This window comes from Rhizobium terrae (genome assembly GCF_003425685.1).
Taxonomy (GTDB): domain Bacteria; phylum Pseudomonadota; class Alphaproteobacteria; order Rhizobiales; family Rhizobiaceae; genus Neorhizobium; species Neorhizobium terrae.
This window is the reverse complement of record NZ_QJKM01000001.1, coordinates 95,139-120,284: the sequence shown is the minus strand read 5'-3', so window position 1 is coordinate 120,284 and position 25,146 is coordinate 95,139. Positions and strand designations below refer to the sequence as shown.

At 61.6% G+C, this 25,146-nt stretch carries 19 protein-coding genes; 15 read left to right on the top strand and 4 right to left on the bottom strand.

The genetic code is table 11. The features are described 5' to 3' along the window. The first annotated feature begins 166 nt into the window (after window positions 1-166). From DMO26_RS00500 to DMO26_RS00485, 4 genes are all read left to right on the top strand, one after another. Window positions 167-676 carry an Hcp family type VI secretion system effector gene (locus tag DMO26_RS00500; RefSeq protein WP_117190057.1) on the top strand — a complete coding sequence of 170 codons (510 nt, stop codon included), beginning with the start codon at window positions 167-169 and terminating at the stop codon, window positions 674-676. A gap of 444 nt (window positions 677-1,120) precedes the next feature. Then, window positions 1,121-3,838, top strand: a complete 2,718-nt coding sequence (tssH, locus tag DMO26_RS00495) for a type VI secretion system ATPase TssH (protein WP_117190055.1) — start codon at window positions 1,121-1,123, stop codon at window positions 3,836-3,838. A 121-nt stretch (window positions 3,839-3,959) separates the two neighbouring features. Next, window positions 3,960-5,600 carry a sigma-54-dependent Fis family transcriptional regulator gene (locus DMO26_RS00490; RefSeq protein ID WP_117190054.1) on the top strand — a complete coding sequence of 547 codons (1,641 nt, stop codon included), beginning with the start codon at window positions 3,960-3,962 and terminating at the stop codon, window positions 5,598-5,600. Window positions 5,601-5,764: 164 nt separating this feature from the next. Further along, a complete protein-coding gene (locus tag DMO26_RS00485) occupies window positions 5,765-7,093 on the top strand; it encodes a serine/threonine-protein kinase (RefSeq protein WP_162894651.1) in 1,329 nt (442 codons plus the stop codon). Window positions 7,094-7,128: 35 nt separating this feature from the next. On the opposite strand, the gene DMO26_RS00480 is transcribed toward DMO26_RS00485, so the two are convergent. The 4 genes from DMO26_RS00480 to DMO26_RS00465 all read right to left on the bottom strand — a co-directional run bounded on the left by DMO26_RS00480 (window position 7,129) and on the right by DMO26_RS00465 (window position 9,309). Then, entirely contained in the window at window positions 7,129-7,902 is a 774-nt protein-coding gene (locus tag DMO26_RS00480) for a MinD/ParA family ATP-binding protein (RefSeq protein ID WP_117190492.1), read from the bottom strand. A gap of 62 nt (window positions 7,903-7,964) precedes the next feature. Further along, complete coding sequence (locus tag DMO26_RS00475) at window positions 7,965-8,417, bottom strand: hypothetical protein (RefSeq protein ID WP_117190051.1); 453 nt, start codon at window positions 8,415-8,417, stop codon at window positions 7,965-7,967. Between the two features lie 84 nt (window positions 8,418-8,501). Next, complete coding sequence (locus tag DMO26_RS00470) at window positions 8,502-8,933, bottom strand: ATP-binding protein (protein ID WP_162894650.1); 432 nt, start codon at window positions 8,931-8,933, stop codon at window positions 8,502-8,504. A gap of 16 nt (window positions 8,934-8,949) precedes the next feature. Further along, window positions 8,950-9,309 (bottom strand): STAS domain-containing protein, encoded by a 360-nt coding sequence (locus DMO26_RS00465; protein ID WP_162894649.1) that lies wholly within the window; start codon window positions 9,307-9,309, stop codon window positions 8,950-8,952. Window positions 9,310-9,546: 237 nt separating this feature from the next. Between DMO26_RS00465 and tssA the strand changes: the two genes are divergently transcribed. The 11 genes from tssA (at window position 9,547) to tssM (ending at window position 25,142) form a co-directional block, all read left to right on the top strand. Continuing rightward, the gene (gene tssA / locus DMO26_RS00460; RefSeq protein WP_162894648.1) at window positions 9,547-11,220 is read left to right on the top strand and encodes a type VI secretion system protein TssA; all 1,674 of its coding nucleotides are present in this window, start codon (window positions 9,547-9,549) and stop codon (window positions 11,218-11,220) included. A 168-nt stretch (window positions 11,221-11,388) separates the two neighbouring features. Further along, on the top strand, window positions 11,389-11,889 hold the full coding sequence (tssB, locus tag DMO26_RS00455; RefSeq protein WP_117190046.1) for a type VI secretion system contractile sheath small subunit: 501 nt from the start codon (window positions 11,389-11,391) through the stop codon (window positions 11,887-11,889). A gap of 79 nt (window positions 11,890-11,968) precedes the next feature. Further along, a complete protein-coding gene (gene tssC / locus DMO26_RS00450) occupies window positions 11,969-13,450 on the top strand; it encodes a type VI secretion system contractile sheath large subunit (RefSeq protein ID WP_117190491.1) in 1,482 nt (493 codons plus the stop codon). 89 nt (window positions 13,451-13,539) lie between these two features. Beyond that, on the top strand, window positions 13,540-13,950 hold the full coding sequence (tssE, locus tag DMO26_RS00445) for a type VI secretion system baseplate subunit TssE (protein WP_117190045.1): 411 nt from the start codon (window positions 13,540-13,542) through the stop codon (window positions 13,948-13,950). Window positions 13,951-13,965: 15 nt separating this feature from the next. Then, a complete protein-coding gene (gene tssF / locus DMO26_RS00440) occupies window positions 13,966-15,714 on the top strand; it encodes a type VI secretion system baseplate subunit TssF (protein ID WP_117190043.1) in 1,749 nt (582 codons plus the stop codon). A 14-nt stretch (window positions 15,715-15,728) separates the two neighbouring features. Further along, window positions 15,729-16,799, top strand: coding sequence for a type VI secretion system baseplate subunit TssG (gene tssG / locus DMO26_RS00435; RefSeq protein WP_162894647.1), 1,071 nt, complete (start codon window positions 15,729-15,731; stop codon window positions 16,797-16,799). Further along, window positions 16,796-18,817 carry a type VI secretion system-associated FHA domain protein gene (locus tag DMO26_RS00430; RefSeq protein ID WP_162894646.1) on the top strand — a complete coding sequence of 674 codons (2,022 nt, stop codon included), beginning with the start codon at window positions 16,796-16,798 and terminating at the stop codon, window positions 18,815-18,817. The genes tssG and DMO26_RS00430 overlap by 4 nt, the downstream gene beginning before the upstream one ends. After that, window positions 18,814-19,311, top strand: coding sequence for a type VI secretion system lipoprotein TssJ (tssJ, locus tag DMO26_RS00425; RefSeq protein WP_117190040.1), 498 nt, complete (start codon window positions 18,814-18,816; stop codon window positions 19,309-19,311). Before DMO26_RS00430 ends, tssJ begins: the two co-directional genes overlap by 4 nt. 49 nt (window positions 19,312-19,360) lie before the next feature. Then, window positions 19,361-20,692: a type VI secretion system baseplate subunit TssK gene (gene tssK, locus DMO26_RS00420; protein ID WP_117190039.1), complete on the top strand. Its 1,332-nt coding sequence runs from the start codon at window positions 19,361-19,363 to the stop codon at window positions 20,690-20,692. After that, entirely contained in the window at window positions 20,689-21,573 is an 885-nt protein-coding gene (gene icmH, locus DMO26_RS00415) for a type IVB secretion system protein IcmH/DotU (protein ID WP_117190038.1), read from the top strand. The genes tssK and icmH overlap by 4 nt, the downstream gene beginning before the upstream one ends. Continuing rightward, a complete protein-coding gene (gene tssM / locus DMO26_RS00410; RefSeq protein ID WP_117190037.1) occupies window positions 21,570-25,142 on the top strand; it encodes a type VI secretion system membrane subunit TssM in 3,573 nt (1,190 codons plus the stop codon). The genes icmH and tssM overlap by 4 nt, the downstream gene beginning before the upstream one ends. Window positions 25,143-25,146 lie beyond the last annotated feature (4 nt).

Below are 25,146 nucleotides of genomic sequence, written 5' to 3'. Positions count from 1 at the left end.
CCTTCTCAGTCAAAACCACGTCGAGAATGGGCCGCCTTGAGATAAACATATGATTTAAAAAGGTCTTTCTCAGATGCCTCGAAACTGGCACGGCGCTTGCTGTTCACAAAACTATCGGCTGACGCTGATACCGGTTTCCTCATCCCCAAAACCATTGGAGAGAAAAATGGCAAGCATCGCATACATCACCATCAAAGGCACGACCCAGGGCGAGATCAGCAAGGATGCTTCTACCGCCGACTCGATTGGCAACATCTGGCAGGAAGGCCATGAGGGCGAATCCCTCGTTTTCGCTTTCGAAAGCAACGCAATCGTTCCGCGCGATCCGAACTCCGGCACGGCCATCGGTACCCGCCGCCATGAGCCGGCCCGCTTGGTCAAGCCGCTCGACAAGGCTTCCCCGATGCTGTGGCAGGCGCTTGCCACCGGTGAAAACCTGGAGATCGAGCTGAAGTTCTGGCGCACGTCCACCAAGGGTACGCAGGAACACTACTACACCATCAAGTGGGAAGATGCCGTTCTGGTCGGCGGCAAGGTTATCCTGCCCGACACCGCTGACACCGCAAACGATTCCCGCGGTCATTGCGAAGACTGGTCCTTCACCTACCGCAAATGCGACTGGACCCACGAAATTGCCGGCACGTCCGCTTCCGACGATTGGCGCAAGCCGGTCTGAGTCATTCCATCCAAAAGCACCTGCCGTCCGCTTTCTTGCGGGCGGCTTCCCTCACCGGCTGCAAGTTCTGCATGCTTCAGGCGCCGGTGAAAAATTCCTGTCATATGGATGTACTACCGAAATAGCGTGCCGATCGTCTCCGGTGCGGGGGTAAGCCGTGGCTGTTGCCGGATGCAGCAGGTTTCGGCCCGGGGCGACTGGAAACACAATGGGGGCCTTTAAAGCGATGTGTTTCGTTATTTCTCTGCGAATGCTCGAGCCGCTCGACGTCCTCCCGCGTGTCTCAAGACCAGCCTTCTGAAGCATTGCAAGAGTAGTTTCACATAACCTGCAATCAAGACCGCCCCGCCGAACCCTTGGGACAGGCCAAACTGACCAAATGGAGCGCGGATATTTGTCGACTATAGCCGGGCCGACAGCCTGGCTGAACACAGGGACACTGCAGTGTTGGACATCGATCTCCGTCGCCTTATCGGCCGCCTCAACACCTATTCGCGACGCTCGCTGGAATCGGCCGCCGGCGTCGCGGTTTCCAGGGGCCATTACGAGGTTTCGGTCGAGCATCTCCTGTGGGTGTTCCTCGAAGACGCGACGCATGACGTTCAGGCCGCCTGCCGCCATTTCGAGGTGGATACCGGCGCTTTCAAGCGCAAGCTGCAGGCCGTGCTGGAAGGCATCCGCAGCGGCAACCAGGGCCGCCCGGTCTTCTCGCCACTGCTGATCGAATGGCTCACCGAAGCCTGGCTCGTCAGCTCCGTCGAGCTCTCCCTCGACCAGACCCGATCCGGCGCACTTTTTGCGACTATCTTCGCCCGCCCGAACCGCTTCGGCGACGACCGTTGGCTGAACGGCCTCGAAGCGATCACCTATACGCGGTTCAAGGTAGAATTCAGTGCCATTATCGAGGGCTCACAGGAAACTGTCGCAGCCTCTGCCGCCCGCAGCGGCGAAGCCGGCAAGAGCGACGTGGCACCCGGCCTCAACGCCGACAGCGCGCTCGCCCGCTTCTGCACCAACTTTACCGAGCAGGCACGCAAGGGCAAGATCGACGCCGTTTTCTGCCGCGACCGCGAAATCCAACAGATGATCGACATTCTCGGTCGTCGCCGCAAGAATAACCCGATCTGCGTCGGCGAGCCGGGCGTCGGCAAGACCGCTGTTGTCGAAGGTCTGGCACTCAAGGTCGCCGAAGGGGATGTGCCCGACTTCCTCAAGGATATCGAACTGATCGGCCTCGACCTCGGTATGCTGCAGGCCGGTGCGGGTGTGAAGGGCGAGTTCGAAAACCGCCTCAAGAGCATTATCGATGAGGTCAAGGCCTCGCCGAAGCCGATCGTGCTGTTCATCGATGAAGCCCATATGCTGATCGGTGCAGGCGGCGCGGCCGGCGGTGCGGATGCGGCCAACCTGTTGAAGCCGGCGCTCGCCCGCGGCGAGCTGCGCACCGTTGCCGCCACCACCTGGAGCGAATACAAGAAATATTTCGAAAAGGATCCGGCGCTTGCCCGTCGCTTCCAGCTCGTCAAGCTCGACGAGCCGAGTCCGGAACAGGCGATCACAATCCTGCGGGGCTTGCGCAAGTCCTATGAAAAGGCGCATGGCGTCTACATCCGCGATAGCGCCGTCGAGGCCGCCGCAAAGATGTCGGCCCGCTATATTTCCGGACGCCAATTGCCCGACAAGGCGGTCGACGTTCTCGACACCGCCTGCGCGCGCGTAAAGCTGTCGCTGTCGTCGACGCCGCCGACGACCGAGCTCAAGCAGAAGCGCGTCGCCGAACAGAAGCGCGCGCTCGACGCGCTGGAACGCGACCATCATTCCAACCACGGTGCCGACGATGCCCGCATCGAGGCGATCAAGCAGGACATCGTTGCGCTCGAAGCCGAAATCGCCGGTCTCGTTTCAAAGCGCGAGGAAGAGCTGGCGCTGGTGCACCAGATCCTCGATATCCGCTCGAAGCTCGGCCTCTCGCTCGAGGGCGACAAGCCTGTGGCCGAGACGACGCCGACCCCTTCGGCCGGCGGCGAGCAGGAGACGCAGGAAACCGAGGAAGAAGCCGCCGGCATCGGTCACGATGCGTTGCGCGCCGAATTCCGTGAGGCTGCCGACAAGCTCAAGAAGCTGCAGAAGGGCAATCCACTCGTCTCCTTCGAAGTCACCGAAGAGGTCGTCGGCCAGGTCATCGCCGAATGGACCGGCATCCCGCTCGGCAACATGGTGAAGGACGAGGCCCAATCGATCCTGACGCTTGCCGAAAATCTCGGTGCCCGCGTCGTCGGCCAGGATCAGGCCATCGAGGCGATCGACCACGGTGTCCGCGTCTCCAAGGCCGGCCTGCAGAACCCGGATGCGCCGATGGGCGTCTTCCTGTTCGTCGGCCCGTCGGGTGTCGGCAAGACCGAACTGGCGACGGCCATCGCCGACCAACTGTTCGGCGGCGAACGTTTCCTGATCTCGATCAACATGTCGGAATTCCAGGAAAAACATACCGTTTCCAAGCTCGTCGGCTCGCCTCCCGGTTATGTCGGCTACGGCGAAGGCGGCGTGCTGACCGAGGCCGTGCGCCAGCGCCCCTATTCGGTCGTGCTGCTCGATGAAGTCGAGAAGGCCGACCTTGAAGTCATGAACGTCTTCTATCAGGTGTTCGACAAAGGCGTATTGTCGGATGGCGAAGGTCGCCTGATCGATTTTAAGAACACGATCGTCGTGCTGACCTCCAACCTTGCTACCGACCTGTTGACCGAACTCGGCACCCGCGGAGAGCGTCCGAGCGTCAAGGAACTGGTCGAGGCGATCCGGCCGACGCTGTCGGCTCATTTCAAACCGGCGCTTCTCGCCCGCATGCAGATCATCCCCTTCTACCCGCTGATCGGCGCGCCGCTCGAAAAGATCGTCCGCCTCAAGCTCAACAAAGTGGGGAAGCGCCTGCGCGAAAGCCAGAAGATGCAGTTTGCGTATGACGATGCGGTGGTGGCCGCGATCGCGGCGCGCTGCACCGAGGTTGAAACCGGGGCACGCAATATCGACCATATCGTCAACCGGACGATCCTGCCGGAGATGGCGACTGAACTGCTCAGTAACATGGGCGAGGACGGCAAGGCTCATACGGCAATCGATGTCGGCGTCAGCGAAAGCGGTAGCTTCACCTACACGTTGACCTGATATGCAGGGATGATGGAAAGGCCGCCCTTGCCGTTTGCGCTGCCGCAAATTGCAGAGACCGGCGGGCCAGCGGAATTGATGTGCGAATGGTCCGGAGCACCGCAACCGGGGAAGCGGGGAGATGAGCAGCGAGGCGATTTACGAGAACCTTCTCGAGCTGACGATCACGCTTGCCAAGGAGCGACGGGTCGAAGCACTGCTCGTGCATGTTCTCGAAGCCGCGCTCAGGCTCTCCAATGCCGAAGGTGCTGCCATCTTCACGCTCGACCGGCTGGCGCGCCATCTCCACCGCGTCTGCTTCAATTATCGCGGCATTACCAGCACCAATCAGGCCGACAACCGCATCGCCCTCTACGATAAGTCGCTGACGCCGAACCTGCGCGATCCCGCCACCTTCGCGGTCTCGACGGCGACGATCGTCAACGTCGCGGATATCGACAATGCGCCCGGATTCGATTTTTCCGCCATCCGCGAGATGGACAAGGCGATCGGTTTCCGCTCCCGCTCGCTGGTGATCATGCCGCTGTTCGTGGACGGGGAGGAGACGATCGGAACGCTGCAGCTCGTCAATATCCGTGAACGCGGCGGGCTGCCGAAATCGCTCATCAGACCGCTTCAAGGACTTGCGGCGCATGCTGCGGCGGCAATCCTCAATGCGCGGCTCTTCGAGGAGAACCAGCGCCTGATCAAGCAGCTTGGGCGCATGAACGAGGAACTGTTGCAGGAAAACACGCGCCTTCTCAGTAAGTCCAGAACGAAGTCGTCCAAACCGAAGGGAATGATCGGCAATAGTCCGCCGATCGAAAAGATATTCGACCTGATCGAGCGGGCAGCCGTCTCGTCGGTTCCGATCCTGCTGCGCGGCGAAACCGGCACCGGCAAGGAAATGATGGCAAATTACATCCATCTTTCCAGCGAGAGAGCCGAGCGCCCCTTCATCGCGCAGAACTGCGCGGCCCTGCCCGAAAGCCTGCTGGAGAGCGAATTGTTCGGCCATGTCCGCGGCGCCTTCACCGGCGCCGTCGGCAACAAGGCCGGCCTTGCCCATGAAGCCCATGGCGGCACGCTGTTTCTCGACGAAGTGGGCGACATGCCGCTTGGCCTGCAGGCCAAGGTGCTGAGGCTTCTGCAGGAAGGCGAGGTGCGACGGGTCGGCTCGACCAGAACCGAACACGTGGATGTGCGCATCGTCGCGGCTACCAATGTCAACCTGGAAGAGAAGATCGAGCGCGGCGAATTTCGCAAGGATCTCTATTACCGCCTCAATGTTTTCCCGATCGTGGTGCCGCCGCTGCGCGAGCGGCCGTCGGATATCCCAGGCCTCATCGACCATTTTCTGAAGGAAGCATCCGGCAGCCGCGAGGCGGCGGCGCTATCGGCCGAGGCGCTGAATGCCTTGTTGCGCTGGAGCTATCCCGGCAATGTGCGCGAGCTGAAGAACATTCTCGAAAGGGCCGTACTGCTCGTCAATAAGGGCCAGCAGATCGGCCCGCAGCACCTCCCGCCGGAGGTCGGCGGTTTTCGCGAAGAGCAGAACCTGCGTTTGCCTGGCTTCATTCCCGATGGCGACCTGAAGACAATTGTGGGATTATACGAGGCGCTGGTGATCGAGACGAAGCTTAGGGAAGCCAACTGGAACCAAAGCCATGCGGCTCGCAACCTGAAAGTCAGTCGCCGCACCATCGTCGAGAAACTTAACCGGTATGACATTCGCCGTCCCGGCACCTCCATGCGCAATGATTTCGAAAGAGCGGAAAACTGAGATTCTTCCAGGGCAAATCACGCCGCGGATCAGCGGATGAGGCGGTCGGGGCCGAAGGCGCTCTGCGGGCCTTCGTGACCGGCCGCCTGACCTTTGACGCACTGGTGGCGCAATTGAGATCCGAGGCCGATGCCGAGGCAGCGCGACGCGCGGTGACGGATGGGATGGAAACTGGCAGACTGCCGCTTGATATCGCCCAAATCCTGCTTTCGGCGCTTCCGGCTGGGGCACCGACCTCCCTATCCGTCGCAGACGATATATTCGACGAAGATACCGTCCCCCATGCTTTCGTGCCATCGCCCGATTGGCCCACGGCAAGGCCGGCGCCGGAGGCGACCGCACCCGTTTCGCCTCAACCTCCCCTGCCCGAGGATCGAGCGCCTGGCGTCCTGCCGCCTGTCACGGTCATATCGGCTGGCAATGCCCTGCCGAAGTTCGACGAATTGCGCAGCCGGGTCGAAGATGCGGTGCTCTCCGACCTGATTGGCGACTACAAGGGCCGGCGCGGCGGCGAGCGCGTGGACGACGGCGGATCACGGCGCAATGATGCGCTCGACGGCCTGCTCGGCAGTTATCGCAGCGTCCGCTTCCGCTCCGCTGCCAAAAAGGCCGTGCGCAACGGGGCAACGGAAGGCGCCCCGCTCGGCAAGCTCGGCGACGCCAGCGCACAGCGCGCCGGGATCGGCTCGATCCTTCGGGATCGTTTCATCCTCGACAGCGAGGTCGGACGCGGCGGCATGGGCATCGTCTACAGCGCTGTCGACCGGCGCAGGCTCGAAGCGGGCAGCGCCCAGCCTTATGTGGCGCTGAAGCTCCTGAACGACGAATTCCGCGCCAATTCCAATGCATTGAGGACATTGGAAGCGGAAGCCAGAAAATCCCAGAGCCTCGCTCATCCGAATATAGCGACGGTGTACGATTTTGACCGCGACAAGTCGGAAGTGTTCATCGTCATGGAGCTTCTGACCGGCAAGCCGCTCAACCGCCTGCTTGCCACGTCCACCGGCCAGCAGATGCCGGTCGGCCTCATCGCGCCGATCCTCAAGGGCATCTGCGCAGGTCTGGCCTATGCCCACGCCAATGGCGTGATCCATTCAGACCTCAAGCCCGGCAATATTTTCGTCGGCGAGGACCGCCAGGTGAAGCTCATCGATTTCGGGCTTGCCACGGCCGGCAATCTCGGAAGTTTTAATGTCGGCACGCTGGAAGCGTTGACGGTGGCCTATGCCAGCCCGGAAATGTTCGCCAACGCCCCGCGCGACCCGCGCGACGACATCTATGCGCTCGGCTGCATCGCCTACCAGATGTTCATGGGTTTTCATCCGTTCGCGATGAAATCCGGCGTCGATGCACAGCTGCTGGAGTTGACCCCGGAACCGATCGTCGATCTCGATCCCGATGCCTGGAGCGCAATCCAGGCTGCCTTGCGGTTCGATCGCAACGCGCGGATTGCGAGCGTCGATGCTTTCGCACAGGCAATATTCGAAAGCTGATCTGCCGGCCGGCGGACGGCAAGGCCGTCCATGCTCTATTCGATCGCATCCAGGATCGCTTCGATCCCTTCCGAAAAGGCGTGTTCGGGATGGATGGCGCGAACCAGGCCGGTGCTGCCGATCTGAACCAGTTCCGTCGACAGGGGCAGGACGGCGGCGACGGGCGTGCGGTAACTCGCAAAAACCCGTTGCGACAATTCGCGGAAATCGAAGCTCTCCAGCACCTTGTTGACGACCAGAAGCAGCTGCGGCACTTCGAGCTTGCGAGCCAGTTCAAGCGTCACGGCCGTTCCCTGATAATCCTGAATATCGGGACGCAACAGCAGCATCAGCGTATCGGAAATGGCGATGGAGAGAAGGGTTTCCTCGTTCACGCCCGGGTGCGTATCGATCAGCAGATAATCAAGCTCAAGTTCGCTGCAGAGATCGTGAAAGCCGGTGTTGAGATCCTCGACGTCGTATTTTTCCTTGAGGATGCGCGCAATTTCGCCGGTTTTGATACTGGATGGGACGAGATAGACCTTGCCGCCGTCCGGAACAATCTCGCGGCCGATGCCATCGACCACGCCGGCCGTGACGTCCAGCGCCGTTTCGGCGACGCCGCATTTGCCCCAAAGATAATCGTTGAGCGTGAAACGCAGCGCATGCGGATCGACCTTGAAGAGCGTGTGGATGCCCGGCGACTGGATATCGGTGTCGACGACACCAACCCTATGGCCGCGCAGCGACAAGCCGGCGGCAAGATTGGCCGTCAAGTTCGATTTGCCGGTGCCGCCGCGATACGAATGCGTGGAAATTATCTTCGTCATTTGATCTACCATGAAAGTGCAGATGAAGCGGATGTCGCCGGGCAAAGCCGGCCCTTGCGGCGTCAGGATTTTTCCTTGAAACGCGAGCGCAGCGACTTGGCGCGCTGCTGCAGGTCACGGAAATATTCGCTGTCGGCGATCTCGCGGATTTCCTGCTCGGCTTTTTCCTCGTCAAATTTCACGTCGAGTTTCTTCAGCCGCTGCCTCAGATCGGTGTTTTCCTTACGCAGCGCGCTCTGCGCCGCTTCGAGCTGCCGCTGTGTTTCCTTCAGCTCGTCGATGAGCTGATTGGCGTGGAATTCCCTCGCTTCGACCTGCACCACCATGCCGGCGAAAGTCTCCGCCAGCTCGCGGATATCCGCGGGAAGCGTTTCGTCCGCCACGATGCCGAAGAGCAGTTCCATGTCCTCGAACCGTCCCTGGGCGATCGCCTCGCAGGTGGAGCTGAGGCTCGCCATCGCCTTGCGCCGCTTGTTGTTGGCCAATTCCCTGATCTCCCCGCTTGCGCCTGCCATCCGACGCCACCACTTCAACGTTCGGCCGGATGCCTCGCTCAGCAAATCCAAACCTCTCCGAGAACCGCCGCCCGTCGCTCCGGTTCAATTCACCTCGGCATTCTTGAGGACGATCTCCGTGACATTGGTCGCGCCCTCCCGGTCCTGGGTGATGGACTGGGCGAACTCATGGACCAGGAAGAGCCCCAGCCCGCCGATTTCCATTTCCTCCAGGCTCAGCGTCTCGTCAGGCCGGCGCGGCGGCGCGGTAACGTCGAACGGCCGGGCCTGGTCGCGGATGATCACCCGCATCGTGCCGTGCTGATAACGGGCGGAAATGACGATCGTATCCGCCTCGTTCTCGTCGTAACCGTAACGCACGGCATTGGCGAACAGCTCCTCCACTACCAGGATGGTGGCATGCCGCGTCTCGGCCGTTACCCCGCAGACTTCGGCGAATTTCTCAAGCGCCGCATGGACCTGCACAAGCTCCTCAAGGCTGTTGTTTACCGAAACAGTGCAGGAAGCGCCGGTCATGATCCCGCCATGCCTCCTAGCCGATATCGACAGGCGGTGGACCAACCAGATCAAGCGCCTGCGCGCGGGTTGCGACCACGGAGATGATCTTGAGAAAGCCCGAAACGCGCAAGACCTCATGCACCTGCGGGTTGAGGCCGAACAGAATGTATTTGCGCCCGGCGGGAGCGAGCTGTTTTGCGGCAATCAACAGCGAACGAAGGCCGAAGCTGCTGACGTAGTCCACCGCGCTCATATCGACCAGCAAGGCGCCGGTCTCCCCGTCGATACGCTTCTTCATCTCGGCCTCGAAGGCCTTCGCCGTCAGTGTATCGATTTTTCCGGTGGGGGCGATGATCGTGGCACCCCTCTCCGTCGTCTCAGCAATCGCAAACATGCACGCAACAGCCTCCGTCATCCGCGCGCCCATCGGTCAACCACGCCATCCGGCGCCGCCATATCCAGCATCGATGAGAAGAAAAATCGCGACGCCCAACCATCGCTCATATGATCTTCAAACTACACGACTATGACGATTGCCACATTTTGCGGAAGCGGCCTCCATCTTCTTTCGACAATTCAGCTTGCGGACCGCCTTTTGGGAGTCCGCCATTCACATGACCGGGGATACTTCATGGCAGCAATCGATCTCGACGCCTTGCTTACCGACCCGCGCGCCTCCATCGGGGGACTTGCGATCGACGGTGCGCCCGCCGGCCGCGACCTGCGCGACGAAGCGGAATTCGAGGCATTGGACAGCGAGTTCCGCAAGATGGAGACGGGAGGCCCCTCGGCCGTCGACTGGAAGCGTTACAACACGAACACGATCGACATTCTGAAGAGCCGCTCGAAAGACATCGTGCTCGCCTCCCGGCTGATCTTCGGCCTGCAGCGCGAAGAAAGCTACAAGGGCCTTGCTGTCGGGATCACCATCCTGCAGGGCATGGTGGAAGCGCATTGGGACGGTCTTTTCCCACCGCCCGCCCGCGAAAGGGCCCGTGCCGGCGCGCTTGACTGGATGGCGGAAAGACTGGCGCCGCTGGTGGAAGCAACCCCGCCTTCCGGGGATGCCAAGCTCTTCGCACTGATCGCCCACGATCGGTTGGTCGCAGTCGATGAACTTCTCTCGGAGCGGATGCGCAAATATCCAGCCGCCATCGGCCCGCTGATCCGGGCGCTTCGTCCCCACGCCCGGGAGGCAAAGGCGGAGCTGGAGGCCCGGGCCGCGGCCGCCGCGGCTCAAGCAGAAGCCGCCGCACGGCCGAACCCGGAACCTACGCCCGGGCCCGTCGCAGCCGCGCCGGCAGCCGAAGCGCCGCAGCCTGCTGTTCCTGCGCCTCAACCGCAGCCTCAGCAGCGGCCGGTCGCTACGGTCGAAATTGCCGAGGCGCCGGTCGGCGAAGGCGTCGAAAGAACCTTCCAGGCGCTGTTCGCCAATGCCATGCGCGCCGCAAGCGCCCTGCGGCCGTCGGCCCCCACCGATCCGCGTATCTATCTCGCGACCCGTTTCGCCGCCTGGGGCGACATTCTGAAGGCGCCGCCCGATAAGGCCGGCCGCACCCAACTGCCGCCGCCGCAAAAGCCGCGGCTTGCCGAACTTGCCGCGCTGAAAGCCGCCGGAAACAACCAGGGCCTGCTGCTTTCCGCCGAAAGCGTATTGGCCTCTTCGCCCTTCTTCCTCGATGCGCAGCGTCTGGTCACCAACGCCATGCAGGCTCTGGGCGCCGAATACGACGCGGCGCGTGCTACCGTTACAGGCCAGCTTTCCGCCTTTCTGAAACGCATACCGGACCTGACACAGCTCTCGTTCAGCGACGGCACTCCCTTCGCCGACGGAGAGACCCGGAGCTGGATCGCCAGCGAAATTGTCGCCCGCGGCGATGGGCAAGCGGCGGGTTCCGAACGCGACAAGGCAAAGGCAGCCGCCGGCCAGCTTGCCCAGCAGGGCCAAGTGCTGGCGGGATTGAAGCTGCTCTCCGACTATGGCGAGCGCTGCCCCGGCGGCCGGGAACGGTTCTGCGCCAAGCTGGACATCGGCGAATTCTGCTTGCGCCACGAACTCCTGCAGCCGCTGTTCGCGCTCATTCCCGCCTTGGAACGCATGGTCGAGGAACAGGCATTGGCCCTATGGGAGCCGCCGCTCGCCGCCGCTCTGGCTGCCTTGTCGTGGCGGGGCTATTCCCACCGCAACGCGGTTCGCCACCTTGAGGAGCGGGAGATCGTGCTTCGAAAGGCACGCATCGCAGAAACGCTAAGCGCGCTCGACATCGTCCAGGCGGTGCGACTTACTTCTCCGCAAATTGCATAAAGATGCGCAATGCATCGTATCCGTTATAAAACCTACATATACAGGCGCAATTATAGCTGAAGTCTAGGCAAGGGCAGCCAGACCGGCAATCGCAATTTTCGCGGCAGATATAGGTTATCTGCTTGGATTTCATGAATTGCATTTGGGGTTTTACGGGGGAAATCAGACATGACGAAGGACTCGTCTGTGGCGCCGAAGGAGCGCGTCAACATTCGCTATAAGCCGGCAACTGGCGACAGCAAGGAAGAGGTCGAACTGCCTCTGAAGATGGTTTTCCTCGGCGACTATACGCTGAAGGGCGACGACACGCCGGTCGAAGACCGAGAGCTCATCAACGTCAACAAGGACAACTTCAACGACGTGATGAAGGGCCACAATCTGCAGCTTGATATTGCCGTCGAGAACAAGCTTTCCGAAGAAGCCGATGCCGGGCAGATGAACGTCTCCCTGAAGCTGGAAAGCCTCAACGATTTCACGCCCGAAGCCATCGTGCGCCAGACGCCCGAGCTCAACAAACTGCTCGAACTGCGGGAAGCTCTGGTCGCGCTCAAGGGTCCGCTCGGCAACGTCCCGGCATTCCGCAAGGCGATCCAAGGCGTTCTCGGTGACGAGGAAGCCCGCGAGAAACTGCTGGCCGAAATCACAGCCGCGGCCTCCAAAGATAAATAAATCGCTCCGATCCCTCGGGAAACTGCGGCACGATCGACGCTTCGTATGATTGCGTCCGAATTCGAAAGAAGGCTTTTTCATGGCTGAGAGAGAAACTGCCCAACAACAGGCTGTCCTTGAACAGGCAGAGGGTTCTCTGCTGGACCAGATCCTGCAGGAAACCCGGCTGGTGCCGAGCGACGACGGCTACGACGTGGCCCGCAAGGGCGTCAGCGCCTTTATCGCCGAGCTACTGAAGCCGACCCGCGCCGACAGCACCGTCAACAGCGCCGCAATCGACCATATGATCGCGGAAATCGACCGCAAGCTGTCGTCCCAGGTTGACGAAATTCTGCATAACGACCAGTTCCGGACGCTGGAATCGGCTTGGCGCGGTCTGAAATTCGCCGTCGACCGAACGGACTTCCGTCAGAACATCAAGATCGAGATCATGAATGTCTCGAAGGACGAGCTGCTGGCCGATTTCGAAGACAGCCCGGAAGTTGCGAAATCCGGTCTCTACAAGCATATCTATACTGCAGAATACGGGCAGTTCGGCGGCCAGCCGGTCGGCGCCGTCGTGTGCAACTACGCCTTCAGCCCGAGCGCACCGGACGTGAAGCTTGCCCAGTATTGCGCCAGCGTCGGCGCCATGGCTCACGCGCCGGTCATAGCAGGTGCCGCTCCAGCTATGTTCGGCGTCGATACGTTCGAAGAAATTCCGAACCTCAAGGATATGGAATCGATCTTCGAAGGCCCGAAATACGCCAAGTGGAACGCGTTCCGCGAAAGCGAAGACTCGCGCTATTTCGCGCTCGCCATGCCGCGGTTCATGCTCCGCTCGCCCTACGGCGCCGAGACCGTCCCGGTCAAGGCCTTCAACTATGAAGAACGCTCCGCCGGCGAAACCGAGAACTATCTCTGGGGCAATGCCTCGATCGCGCTTGCGACCCGCCTGACCGACAGTTTCGCCAAGTTCCGCTGGTGCCCGAACATCATCGGCCCGCAATCGGGTGGCGCTGTCGAAGACCTGCCGGTCCACAGCTTCGAGGCCATGGGCCAGCTGCAGACCAAGATCCCGACGGAAGTTCTGATTTCCGACCGCAAGGAATACGAACTTGCCGAACAGGGCTTCATCGCGCTGACCATGCGAAAGGGTAGCGACAACGCAGCGTTTTTCTCCGCCAACTCTGCCCAGAAGCCGAAATTCTTCGGCAACACCACGGAAAACAAGGCTGCCGAGCTCAACTACAGGCTTGGCACCCAGCTTCCCTACATGATGATCGTCAACCGTCTCGCCCATTATATCAAGGTTCTGCAGCGCGAGAACATCGGGAGCTGGAAGAACCGCGGCGAGTTGGAAAGCGAACTCAACAACTGGATCCGGCAATATGTCTCGGACCAGGACAATCCGTCCGCCGACGTGCGCTCCCGCCGGCCGCTGCGCAAGGCTCAGATCACCGTGTCCGACGTTGAAGGCGAACCCGGTTGGTACAGTGTCGGCATGGCGGTGCAGCCGCATTTCAAATACATGGGCGCCGACTTCACGCTTTCCCTCAAGGGCAAGCTCGACAAGGCCTGACGCGCGGTCGTCGCGGCCATGACGGCGGAGATAGACCAGTGGCCGGACAGTCGTGTCCGGCCAAAGGCTTTAGAGAGTGAGTAAGCGCAATGGTATCGGTAAGCTTGCTTCAGCGTCTGGAGCTTGACGGCGTCGGAGCCGAAAGGTCCGGCCCGCGGGACGATTCCGCCGTGCTTGACAGTATTCTCGCCAACCTTCTGGTCATCCTCAACAGTCGCAAGGGATGCTGCGAAACCCGCCCCGACTTCGGCCTTTCGGACTTCAATGCGACGACCGATTATCGCAGCCTCATCTCTTCGATCGCCCGGGACGTCGAAAAGCAGTTGCGCAATTTTGAGCCACGCTTGCGCAACATTGCGGTGCGGCCCGTTGAGGACAAGACGCGCCCCCTCGAGTTCATATTCCATGTGAATGGAGAATTGGCCGAGGATGATCGCACCGTCAGGGTTGCTTTCGACTCGGTCCTGGGCAGCGACGGGCGCATGCGGTTCAACGGCTAGTCGAGGGTTGGACCGATGGCGATCAACAACTATTACCGGGACGAGCTTTCCTATCTGCGCGAGATGGGAGCACTGTTCGCCAAGGCTAATCCGCGCCTTTCACGCCATCTCGGCAAGGACGCCAGCGATCCGGACGTGGAGCGCCTGCTGGAAGGCATGGCATTCCTGGTCGGGCGCCTGCGCCAGCGGCTTGACGCGGAAATGCCGGAACTGGCGCTGAGCCTGCTGCAGCTGGTCTGGCCTCATTATCTTCGTCCCGTCGCTCCCATCACCATGATACGCTTCGGTTTTGCCGAAGGCGCCAGCGGCATGTCGATCGACGTGCCGCACGGCACGCGGGTTCAATCGCGGCCAATCGAAGGCCAGGCCATTTCGTTCCAGACGAGCTTCGATCTCAGCGTCCTGCCCTTCGAAATCACCGGCGCGGAACTGGAAAACCGCAAGAACAGCAGCCGGATCACCCTCTCGTTCCGCCAGGTTGGCGGCGAAGGGCTGCGGGCGCTGGCCGCCGGCCCGCTGACCCTGTTCATCAACAGCGCCCGGGACACGGCCACAGCAAGATTGCTCTACCTGTTTTTCCGGGAGCGGCTGCGCAGCGTTCAGTTCATTACGCCGAACGGACAGCCAACGGAGGCTGCGCTCACCCTCGAGCCCATGGGCCTCGCGCCCGGCGAGGCAGTGCTGCCCTATCCCGAAGGCGCCTTCGACGGTTTCCGTATCATGCAGGAATATTTCTCCTGCCCTGAGAAATTCATGTTTCTCCGGATCAAGGGGCTCGAAGCCTTTGCCGATTCCGGAGCCGACCGTTTCAGCCTCATCTTTGAAATGTCGCAGGCCTTTGCGGAATCCACCCGCATCAGCGCCGATCTCTTCGCCCTCAACACGACGCCGGCAATCAATTTGTTCGAGTCCGAAGGCCGGCCGCTGACGGTGTCCCACGAACGTTCGGAATATCCGGTCCGGCCGGCCGGCGATTCCAACCATTTCAGCATTCACACCGTCGAAGCGGTCGAAGGCTGGGTACAGGGCAGCGGGCGGCGTATTATTTACGAGCCGTTCGAGAGCTTCCGCCACGATCTTTCCGAGGACGGCAGGCCGAAGCTTTATTACCGGACGCAGGTGAAACCGGGCGTGCTCACCAACGGCATCGACCATTCCTTGTCCTTCGTGACCCGGCTTGGCAAGGTCGGCCTGCCCGAAACCGAAATGGTATCGATGCGGCTCAAGTGTTCGAATGGGGCGCTGGCCAGCCGCCTTGGAGTGGGCAGCGTCAACCAGCCGACGTCATCGACACCTGCCAAGCTCGAATTTTCCAACATCACCCCGGTGCTGAGCGAAGTGTCGCCGCCGCTGGCGGAGGATATTCTTTGGACCTTGATCGCCAATCTGGCGCGCAATTTCTCCTCGATTGTCGACGTTGAAGCGCTTCGGACAGTGGTCGGTTCTTATGACTTCCGAGCCAGCACCGACCGACAGGCAGCCATGCAGCGCGACATGCTGCTGCAGAGCTTCAGGAGCTTCGAGCGAAGAAGCGTCGACGTCATCACCCGCGGCCGGCCGGTGCGCAGCTTCGAACTGTCGCTTTCCGTCTCCGAGGGAATGATGGGGGGTGAAGGCGAAATGTATCTTTTCGGCTCGATCCTCGATCATTTCCTGAAGTCCTATTCGAGCATCAACAGCCTGCACCGGTTCTCCATGACCGGGCTCGATTCCAACATCGTGTTTCGCTGGGCCGCCAAATGGGGTGAGGCCGCGACGCTATGAGTGGGATCGAGCGGATGGCGGTGGACGCGGACGCCGGCCAATTGGCCGGCGCACTCGGGGATGCACATCTTTCGCAACTTGCCCATTTCCGGTTCCACCAACTGGTTGCTCTGATGGAACTGAGGCGCGGCGACGCATTGCCTGTCGGCAGCCTCGGCGATCCCGCGCGCGAATATCTGCGGTTCCGCGCGGCCCGCTCTTTGAGCTTCGGGCCATCGGATGTCAGGGCCGTCGCCTATGATCCGACAGCGGACCTTCTCGACATCCGGGTCAATTTCTTCGGTCTTTACGGCCCGGCTTCGCCGCTGCCGGCTGCCTTCACCGAACGGATCATCGAAGCAGACACCGTACCGTCACCAGTCGAGGATTTCCTCGATCTCTTCAATCACAGACTAATCTCGCTGCTGCACGTCATCTGGCGGAAATACCGCTACTATCTGCGCTACGAGACCGGTGGCGCCGACCCGCTGTCCAAGCGTTTTCTGGCGCTTTGCGGTTTTCCGATCGAGGATCGCGACCGGATCGGCGAGATTTCCCGCTCCGCGCTCCTGCCGCATCTCGGGCTGATCTCGCTTTTCTCCAACTCGTCCGAGGTGGTCGGCGCGACACTCTCCAATTTCTTTGCCATCCCCTGCCGGATCGAGGAATTCATCCCGCGAAAAGTGGCAATCGGCGAAGAATCGCGGCTGGCGCTCGGCCGGGCGAACAATGTCCTGGCCGAAGACGCGATCCTCGGTTTCGAGCTGGACGACGACTTCGGCAAGTTCCGCATCCGTGCCGGGCGGGCGAGCTTTGCCGTGCTGGAGCCTTTCCTGCCGCATGGTGACAAGCATCGCCAGTTCTGCGAACTGCTGGTGATGGCGACACGCGAACCGTTGGAGTGGGAACTGCAATTCGCGTTCGACGCGGAAACCATTCCCATGGCAAGGCTCGGCGAATGCCGCCTTGGCTGGACGAGCTGGTTTTACGCGGACAATCCGGAACCGCTGGAAGACACGATCCTGCTGTCGGCCGACAGTATCGTGTCGTCCTTCGACAAGCAGCCTGCCGCTGCAGGTTTCGAAAGCATGGGAGGCCGGGCATGAAGATCAGGCTTTCCCTGGTCGGCGGCGCGCCGAGCGAACATGTGTTTGGCCCCGAAGGCGGCACGTTCGGCCGCTCGCTGAAATGCCAATGGGTGCTTTCGGACGACGAGCGCATTCTTTCCGCCATCCATGGCCGCGTCGCCTTCGAGAACAACAAGTTCATACTCATCGATGAGAGTACGAACGGCATTTTTCTCGATGGCCGGCAGCAGCCTCTTGGCCGCGGCAATGGCATCGCGTTGGTCAACGGCCTCAGGTTTCGCGCCGCTAAGCATTTGATCGAGGCGCAGATCCTGCCGGCCCAGGATGCTGCAGTCTGGAACGGGTCGCCGCCACCCATGCCGGTCATGCCGCAGGCCTATCAGCCCGTCTGGTCAAACGCCGCAACTCCATCAGCCGAACAGGCGCTGCGCGAGCGCGGTGACATGGGTGATGTCTGGGCCAAAAATTCGCAGGACCCGCTTGTTTATCTGGGATCGGCTCCATGGCCTGAAATCGCGGCATCGGCGCCGGCCGCACAAGCCGTTCTCCATGCCGATCCGCTTTTTTCGCTCTCGCCGCGTCAATCGGATCCATTCGCCGGCCTTCCCATCAATGGCTACAACCAGACGGCATTGCCAACCGCCCGGTCGATGCCGGCGTCTCTCATTCCGGGACCGATCCCTCGCGATCCATTGCCCGGATCGGATTTTCCGCCGCAGCCGCCTACGCTACCTCCGGCATCACCCATCCATTCCGCCCCCTCGCTGCAGCATCCGATTGCTCCATCATCGCCTGGCATCACGCCTACTTCCGTGTCCGCATCGCAGCCGGCGCCGATGCCGGCCGAGGCGCCTCGGAAGCTCATTCCCGATGATTTCGATCCGCTGTCGATCCTTGCCGGTCCGGTGCGACGCTCGTCGGAGCCGCGGCAGGATGTCTGGAACGGCGCGCCTTCCCCCGCTCCTCTTCCGGCAGCCTCAAATCAGGTGCTTGATCCGCAGTCTATGGCTGTTCTCCCACCGATACAGCCGGTCTCCAATATCCCGCCCGTTGCACAGACACCGCTGCCGCCTGTCCGCGAGTCGCTCAGCCCGTCGTTGATGGCAGATATGGCACGGCTCGGTGAGCCGGCGGCCTTCCGTCCACCCGCACAAGATCACGCCCTGGGCGACTTCGACGCGATCGGGGCGATGAGAGCACGCCGCGAGGAGCGTAAGGCACGGCTGATCGAGAAAGCCGCAGGTAACAACGGAAATCCACTGCCGGCCGTTACGCCGCCTCCAGCCGTGCCGGGCGTACCATTGGCTCCCATGCCGATACCGGCAGCGCCGCTCATGCCACAGCCGCCGCTCGATACCAACGCAGCCCTCTCTGCCGGACTGGGCTCGGTCCAATCGTCGTTGTCAGCCGTCCAGACCTCGGCGGCCGAGGACAATGCTGCGCTGATTGCGCTTTTTGCGGGCATGGGCCTGCCGGGTGCCGATATTGCATCAGGCCGGCAAGTGCAGGTGATGCGCGAGGTCGGCGAAATGGTGCGGGCTTTTTCCGAAGGCCTCATCCTGCTGCTTTCGGCGCGCCGCATGGTGAAATCCGAATTCCGTATGGACGAAACCCAGGTGCAGCCGGAAGAAAACAATCCTTTCAAGCACTTCAAGATGGCGGAACTTGCGCTTGACGAATTGTTCATAACCCGCGCCGGCGGTTTCCAGGCGCCGGGCGAGGCAGCCGCATCGGCCTTGGAAGACTTGAAACAGCACGTCATGCTGACCATGGCCGCGATGCAGCGGGCGATCAAACTGCTGATGGAGCGGCTGAACCCTGAAAATGTAGCCCGCGACAACGAGGCGGAAGGTGCCCACCGTCTCCGTGGTTTAGGCGTCCGCAAAGGGAAATGGGAAACCTATGTCGAAATGCATCAGCGCATGAGCGGTAATTTCGACGGCATGGCCCGCCAGTTGATCGCCGAAGCCTTCACCCAGGTCCAGGAGGAACAGGCAAGACGGGTCGCTTCGCAATATTGGGAGAGCAAGAAATGAGTTTAAAGAGGCTGACAGGCATCGGCATCGCCCTTGTTATTTTGGCAGGCTTTCTTGCGGCCTGCGGCGGCGTACCCAAGCCGACACCGGTCGAAGTCACCATCAATGCGGATGCCGCCGTCAATCCCGGCGAAACCCGCCTTGCGTCTCCCGTGGTGATCCGCATCTACGAGCTGAAGTCCCTCAAGGCGTTCAACAACGCCACCTATTTCGACTTCGACGACGAGGCCAAGCTGCTCGGCGCGGACCTGATCTCCAGCCGCGAATTCGAGATGCTGCCGGGAACCGAGAAGAAATACGATCGCGAGATCTCCAGCGAGGCGGCCTATATCGGCGTGGTCGCCAGCTTCCGGGATATGCAATCGGCGCAATGGCGCGATTCCGTAGAACTCGAGAAGGAAAGCCAGAACCGTTTCATGATCTATGTCACGAGCCTGGCGATCAGGATCCAGAAATACTCGCGCTTCAACTTCGGCAAGTCGCCAAATTCGTGAATTTGGAAGTGGTCATGGGGCTTCGGCCCAGGGGGTATGATTGACATCGATGGGCAAGCCACTCTGGCTGGAAGGCATGTTCCTTCGTCCGCAGCACCTGCAGCAATATGATCGCTGGATCGAGAGCAACCTCGACCAGCGTGTGACGGGGCTCGTTCCCTATCCATGGGGCGTGCGGCAGCTCGAGTTCGACAAGGAAGCGCTGAAGACAGGGCAGGTCCGCCTCAATGCCGCCGACCTCGTCTTTCCCGACGGCACGCTCTATAGCGCTCCCGGGCCGCAGCCCTTGCCGCCGGCAATCCACGTCCCGCCGGGCGCCCAGGGGAAGCGCGTGTTTCTGGCGCTGCCGATCCGCGCGCCGGGGGCAAGCGAAGTCGCCGAGGGCGCCAGCATGGCGCAGCGTTTCCGCAATACAACGGTCCGCGTCACCGACAATGCGCAGGCCGGCCGCCCGCCGGCCGAGATCGGCGTCGGCACGCTGAACGTGCGCATCGTCATCGAAGGCGAAAAGCTGGACGAACTCACCTATCTGCCGGTCGGCGAAATCGACGCTGTCGGTGCACTCGGCCAGGTAACATTGACCGAAAGCTACATTCCGCCGGTGATCTCGATCGGCGCGAGCCTCAAGCTCGTCTCGATCCTCGAACAGATCCGTGGTCTCCTGCGCAGCAGGGCGGTCTCTTTGACCGAGGGTGCAAGCGGACAGGCCGGCGACACCCGTTCCGGCATGCTCGATGTCATGCTGCTCGGCATCGTCAACCGAGCCGAAACCGTTTTTGCCCATTTCATTGCAAACGGTCTGCACTCTGCCGAGTATGCCTATCGCGAACTCATCGCGCTTGCCGCCGAAATATCGGCCTATGCCTCGCCGACCCGCCGGCCGCCGGAAATCCCGCCTTACAGCCATCTCGACCTCAGGATGAGTTTCGAAGGCCTGCTTGATATTCTGCGCGGGATGCTGAGCGTCATCGTCGAACGCAATGCAATCAGCATTCCGCTGACGGAACGCGATTTCGGCATCTGGCTCGGCGAGATCAAAGACCGGATGGCCTTCGCAAGCCGCCGCTTCGTGCTGATCGCGCGGGCCGACCTGGCGCTCGAGAGCATCCGCCAGCAATTGCCGCTGCATATCAAGATCGGTCCGGTCGAGCAGATCCGCGATCTCGTCAATCTCCAGCTTCCCGGCATCGCGATCCAGCCGCTTTCGGTGGCGCCGCGCGAAATCCCCTTCATTCAGAACGCCGTCTATTTCGAGGTCGACACATCCAATCCGCTCTGGGCAAGGCTGAGGGATTCCGCCGCCTTTGCTTTGCATGTCAGCGGCAGCTATCCCGCGCTCGGGCTGGAGCTCTGGGCAATTCAGCGTGAGGCCGGCCGATGAGCAGTTTCGGCGACGACGATGCTCCGACGGTTGTGCGCCACCTGAGCCCGCGGGCCAGAACGGCGCTTGGCGGAGACACGGGCGAAGATCCGACCGTCGTCGTACGGCAATCATTGCCGTCGTCGGCAACTGTCGGCGATGCCTCGTCGCTTCAAAATGCCATCAGCCTCGTCCAGCAGCTCGATACGGCGCCGGAGCGCAAGCTGGTGAGGGCTGCCGCCCCTCTGCTTCTGGTCGTGGCACAGCTGCGCAATTCGACGGAACGGGCGGATGTCGCGGCACTGCGACGCCAGGTCGTCGAGGAAATGGACCGTTTCCAGCAGATTGCACAGAAGAGCGGCACAGAAGCCGGCGACATCGTCGCGGCCCGTTACGTGCTGTGCGCAACGATCGACGAAACAGTGCTGATGACGCCTTGGGGCAGCCGCAGCGAATGGAGCTCCAACAGTCTGCTCAACCAGTATCACAACGAAACCTGGGGCGGCGAAAAGGTCTTCGTCATCCTAGATCGGGTCAAGCAGAGCCCATCGCAGCGGCTGCCTTTGCTGCTTCTCATTCATGCCTGCCTCATGCTCGGTTTCGAGGGACGCTACCGCATCATCGAACGTGGCCGGGACCAGCTGGAAGACCTGCGCAACGATCTTTCGCGCGTGATCGCCAAAGCGGCCGACAGCGGCCTGGATGAGCCGCTTTCGAAGGTTTCCAGGGGAGAACGGGGCGGCAAGAAGATTCGCGCCGTCTTTCCGCTCTGGATGGTGGGGGCGATCGCCGGGCTCTTGCTCGTCGTCGTCCACACCTATCTGGAGTTTTACCTCTCGGGTGCTGTCAGCCCCCTCCTTGCCAAGATCGCGACACTGACGCCGGGAGGAATCGGTCGATGATCAGAACCTATCTCGTCAGCATTCTCCGGCCCTCCAGCCTCATCATCCTGCTGATGATCATCGCGCTCGCGACGCTGTTCTGGCTGTTCGGCGGCCAGGTGACGGTCGGCGGCGTCACGCCTTTCGACACAGTGCCGAGCCGTACGCTTCTTTCGGTCGGCGCGGTGGTGGCCTTTTTCGTCGTCACCTTCCTGCGGTTTTTCCTGGCACGCCGCGCCAACGCCAAGCTGATCAACTCCATGCTCGTCAACGACGAGCTGATCTCGATGGGCAGCGATCTTTCGTCCGACGAGGTGGAACTCATCCGCGAGCGCTTCGAAAAAACCTTGAAGACACTGCGGGACAGCCCGCTCGACGGGCGTAAACGGCGCAACTATCTCTTCGATCTGCCGTGGTACATCATCATCGGTCCGCCGGCGACCGGCAAGACCACCATCCTGCAGAATTCCGGGCTCGACTTTCCGTTGGCGGAAACGGGTCACACGGCTGCCCTGCAGGGCATGGGCGGCACCCGCCATTGCGACTGGTGGATATCCAATGACGCGGTGCTGATCGATACCGCCGGCCGTTACACCACCCAGGACGTCAACCAGGGCATCGATGCCGCCGCCTGGGGCGGCTTCCTGAACATCCTCAAAGAGAATCGCAGAAGGCGACCGGTCAACGGCGTGTTGCTGGCGATCAGCATTGCCGACGTTGCGCTTGCCAGCGAGACCGAACGGCAGCGCCATGCCGAAATCCTGAGGCAGCGGCTGCGCGAGCTGCATCGCAGCTTCGAAATGCGGCTGCCCGTCTATGTTCTGTTCACAAAATGCGACCTGATCGCCGGTTTCGAGGAATATTTCGACGACGCGACCGAGGCAGATCGCGAACAGGTCTGGGGTATCACCTTCCCGCGTGACGAAGAACAGGCAACGTTCGGGGCGACATTCGAAACCGGCTTCCTGGACCTCGTCAACCGCATCGAACGGCGCTTGCCGGCAAAACTGGCGGCCGAACGCAACAACGGCCGCCGCTGCCGCATCTACGGCTTCCCACATGAATTCGCTTCGCTTTCCACGGTGTTGCGCGGTTTCATCACCGATGTCTTCCGCATCAACCGCTATGAGGCGCAACCGTTGCTGCGCGGCGTCTATTTCAACTCCGGCACCCAGGAAGGCACGCCTTTCGACCGCCTGCTCGGTGCCATGGGCCGCAGTTTCGCGCTCGCGCCGAGCCACCAGCCGCCGACAAGCGGCCAGGGCAAGGCATTCTTCATCAAGCGGTTGCTGACCGACATCATCTTCGCCGAACAGAATCTCGTCGGACGCAATACCAGGATCGAACGGCAATTTGCAGCCGCCCGCAGCGCCGCCTATGCCGGCATCGCCGCACTCGTCGCGCTTCTCTGCAGCTACTGGCTGATTGGCCTCGACAGCTCGCTTTCGCTGATCAAGCAAGCGAATGAATCCGCCGACAAGCTGAAGGCGGGCATGCAGCAGATCGGCAATAACCGGTCGCTCGAAAGCCTGCTGCCGATCCTCGACGAAGCGCGCAAGCTGAATGAGCTGCCGAATTCCGGCTGGCCGACGCCGGACATCCTGTCGATAGACGCACGCCCCGAACTGCGCCGCGTGACGCTGCAGAGCTACGATGCGCTGCTCAAGACCTATCTTCTTCCGTCCGTCGTCGCACGGCTGCAAACCCAGATCCAGCTGCTTTCCACCAGTGCCGACCCCAACAACTTGCTTCTGCGCAGCCAGCTGGAAACCTATCTGATGCTGACCACGGGTCAGAAGTTCGAGCGCGCCCGCGTCGAGGGCGAATTCGTGCGGCAGAACGAAGCGGCCTTCTCGCTCAGGCCCGACGCCAAGGCGCGCATGGATGATCACGCCGAAAGCCTCGCCGCCCTGTTGCCCGGCGGCACGGTGACCGACCAGGTGACGGTACAGGCGGCACGCACACGGCTGAGCGACGTTCCGCAGGCTTCCGACATATATGCGCGCATGGTGCAGGATGCGCAGCGTCGCTATCAGTTGCCGCCGATCAGCATCGTCAATATTCTCGGCCCCGGCGTGCTGCAGGTCGATACCGCCGCCGGCGGAACGAGCGTTGTCCCCGGCCTCTATACCAAGAGCGGCTTCTACCAGTTCTTCCTGCCGCGGCTGCCCGAATACATACGCAGTTCCACCGGAACCGACTGGGTTCTCGGCGAGAACGGCATGAGCAACGACGCCTACCAGAAGCTCTCCGAGGAGATCGCCAAGGCTTATGTGCGGGACTACATCACCATCTGGAGGAATGCAGTCAATCCGGTGCGGGTGATCGATTTCGACTCGCTCAACCGCGGGCAAGGGGTGCTGCGCGATCTTTCCAGCCCGCAATCGCCGTTGACGGCGCTGCTGACCACCTTGCGCGACAATACCGAACTGCCGCTGCCGGGTGACAATGCCGATAGCCAGAGACCGGGAGGTGCCCTTGCCCAGGCGGCCGCGCCGCCCGGAGCAGCTCTCCCCATTGCCGGCGCGGTCACCGATGCGATCGCCAAGACGGCGATCTCCACGGCCTTCGGCTCCACGCCGTGGCCGGGCACGACGATCCGCAACGCATTCCTGCCGCTCACGTCTCTCGTCGATCCGCAGAACGGCCCGGGCCTGGCGCAGATGCAGCAATTGTTCGGCGAGCTTTTCGGCACCGTCGCCGGCATTGCGGCGGCGCCAAGCCCCGAGGCGGCCGCCTTCGATTTTGTGCTCCAGCGGAGCAAGAGCCCGACCAGCGACAGTTTCTCGAGGCTGCGAGCCGACGCGGCCACGAAGCCGACGCCGCTCAGGCCGATGGTCGAATTCATTTCGAACCGCACCTGGCAGATCCTGCGCAGGCTTGCCTACACGCATGTGAACCGGCGCTGGCAGGAGGAGGTGCTCCCCACCTGCAATGCGATGCTGACCGACCGTTACCCCTTCTCGCTGGAAGCACAACAGGAAATCTCGCTTCAGGACTTTGCCGATATCTTCAAACCGGCCGGCATCCTCGACCAGTTCTTCAAGGACAATCTGTCGCCCTTCGTCATCATCAGGGGCCGGCAACCCGTGGCGCTCGATCCCGACCGAAGCGGCATCGGCCTGTCTCCCAATGCGCTGGGCCAATTTGCAAGGGCAGCGGCAATCCGCGAGGCGTTTTTCGGCGCAGCAGGCACGACGCCGGAAGCGAAATTCACCGTCGAGCCCGTCTATCTCGATCCGAAGGCGCTCAGATCGTCTTTCGCTGTCGACGATGCCGATCTCGTCTATCGCCATGGTCCGATCAGACCGCGCGATTTCGTCTGGCCCAGCAAACGGGATGCGAGCACGGCACAACTCAGCATCACGCTGCTCGACGGCAAGACCGAAACCGTGCAGCGGACGGGCAACTGGGCTATTTTCCGGATGCTGAGCGGAACCGGCATGGCCAGAACCAGCGGACGAGACCAGTTCGAATTCTCGATCGAAAAGGACAAGATCAGAGCCAGCTTCCGCCTGCGGGCAGCGAGCGTCGCGAATCCATTCAATGGTGAGCTCTACGCCTCGTTCCGCTGCCCGCCGGCCCTTTGAGGGA